Below are 2,402 nucleotides of genomic sequence, written 5' to 3'. Positions count from 1 at the left end.
ATCCGCTTTCCGTCGACGACTACGTCGCCCACGGCGGCCTCGAAGGTCTCAAGCAAGCCTTGAAAACCGACGGCGACGCCGCCTGTGAAGCGCTGATCGAATCCGGCCTGCGCGGCCGCGGCGGCGCAGCCTTCCCCGCCGGCATCAAATGGCGCACGGTGCGCGGTGCAAAAGCGGCGCAGAAATACATCGTCTGCAATGCGGACGAAGGCGACTCCGGCACGTTCTCCGACCGCCTGGTGATGGAAAGCGACCCGTACGTGCTGATCGAAGGGATGATCATCGCGGGCGTCGTGACCGGTGCGACGGTCGGCTATATCTATGTGCGCAGCGAATATCCGCACTCGATCGCGACGCTCGAAGCCGCAATCGCAAAAGCACGCGCCGCCGGCTGGCTCGGCGACAGCGTGCTCGGCTCGGCGCATCGCTTCGAGCTGTTCGTGGCGAAGGGGGCGGGCGCCTATGTCTGCGGCGAGGAAACCGCGCTGCTCGAATCGCTCGAAGGCAAACGCGGCATCGTGCGCGCGAAGCCGCCCGTGCCGGCGCTAGTCGGCCTCTACGGCCAGCCGACTGTGATCAACAACGTCATCACACTCGCGACGGTGCCGATCATCTTCGCCCGCGGCGCGGCGTTCTATCAAGATTTCGGCATGGGCCGTTCGCGTGGCACGCTGCCGTTCCAGCTCGCCGGCAACGTGAAGCAGGGCGGTCTGGTGGAACTGGCGTTCGGCGTCACGCTGCGTGAACTGCTGTACGACTACGGCGGCGGCACGGCAAGCGGGCGCCCCGCGCGCGCCGTGCAGGTCGGCGGCCCCCTTGGCACGTATCTGCCGGAAAGCCAGTGGGACATCCCCATGGACTACGAAGCGTACGCGGCCGTCGGCGCGGTGGTCGGCCACGGCGGCATCGTCGTGCATGACGACACGTCGAATCTCGCCGAACTCGCACAGTACGCGATGCACTTCTGCGCGCTCGAATCGTGCGGCAAATGCACGCCGTGCCGGATCGGCTCGACGCGCGGCGTCGAAGTGATTGGACGGATCCGCAACGGCGATACGTCCACGCGGCAGGTGCAGTTGCTGCGCGATCTGTGCGACACGATGGTGTCCGGTTCGCTCTGCGCGATGGGCGGCATGACGCCGTTCCCGGTGCTGTCCGCGCTCGACCATTTTCCCGAAGACTTCGGTCTCGACAACGTACACGACCACGCGCCCAAAGCGGCTGCGGCCTGATTCAGGAGCCTCACATGTCCGATGTGCTCAATTCCCCTGCCGGCGCCCCGCAGGAAGTCCCCTTGGGGGGCGGCTGCGGCTCGGGCAACTGCGCGTGCAAATCGCAAGCGCAAGCGCAACAACGTGCGCCCCGTTCGTTCTTTGACGACACCGACTACGGCACGCCGCTGCGTCATGCCGACGTCGACGTCACGCTGGAAATCGACGGCCAGGCGGTGACGGTTCCAGCCGGCACGTCAGTCATGCGCGCCGCCGTCGAAGCCGGCGTCAACGTGCCGAAGCTCTGCGCGACCGATTCGCTCGAACCGTTCGGCTCATGCCGTTTGTGTCTGGTCGAGATCGAAGGCAAGCGCGGCTACCCGGCTTCGTGCACGACGCCTGTCGAAGCCGGCATGAAGGTCCGCACGCAAACCGATCGTCTGCAGTCGCTGCGCCGTAACGTGATGGAGTTGTACATCTCCGATCACCCGCTCGACTGCCTGACCTGTCCCGCCAACGGCGACTGCGAATTGCAGGACATGGCAGGCGTCACCGGCTTGCGCGAAGTGCGCTACGGCTTCGACGGTGCGAACCACCTGAAGGACAGGAAGGACGAATCGAATCCGTACTTCACGTACGACCCGTCGAAGTGCATCGTCTGCAATCGCTGCGTGCGCGCGTGCGAAGAAACGCAAGGCACGTTTGCGCTGACGATCGCCGGACGCGGTTTCGAATCGCGCGTGGCGGCCAGTGAAAACCAGCCGTTCATGGAATCGGAATGCGTGTCGTGCGGCGCCTGCGTCGCCGCGTGCCCGACCGCGACCTTGCAGGAAAAGACCGTCATCATGCTCGGCCAGGCCGAGCATTCGGTGGTCACGACGTGCGCATATTGCGGCGTGGGCTGCTCGTTCAAGGCCGAGATGAAGGGCAACGAGGTCGTGCGCATGGTGCCGCACAAGAACGGCCAGGCCAACGAAGGGCACGCGTGCGTGAAGGGCCGCTTCGCATGGGGCTATGCGACGCACAAGGACCGCATCACCAAGCCGATGATCCGCGCGAAGATTACCGATCCGTGGCGCGAAGTCAGCTGGGAAGAAGCGCTCAGTTACGCGGCGTCGGAATTCCGCCGCATTCAGGCGAAGCATGGTCGCGATTCAATCGGCGGCATTACGTCGTCGCGTTGCACGAACG

At 65.2% G+C, this 2,402-nt stretch carries 2 protein-coding genes; both read left to right on the top strand.

Annotated features, from left to right (window positions below):
• Nucleotides 1-1,232 (top strand): complex I 51 kDa subunit family protein (locus GNZ13_RS50845; protein WP_172179011.1); only part of this gene is annotated, 1,232 nt, incomplete at its 5' end.
• A gap of 14 nt (nt 1,233-1,246) precedes the next feature.
• On the top strand, nt 1,247-2,402 hold a 1,156-nt coding region (locus GNZ13_RS50840), incomplete at its 3' end, for a 2Fe-2S iron-sulfur cluster-binding protein (protein ID WP_172179010.1).

Origin of the sequence: Paraburkholderia elongata, assembly GCF_013177735.1 — a bacterium.
Lineage (GTDB): Bacteria > Pseudomonadota > Gammaproteobacteria > Burkholderiales > Burkholderiaceae > Paraburkholderia > Paraburkholderia elongata.
Note: the sequence above shows the minus strand (reverse complement) of the source record. Positions and strands in the feature narration are given on the sequence as shown.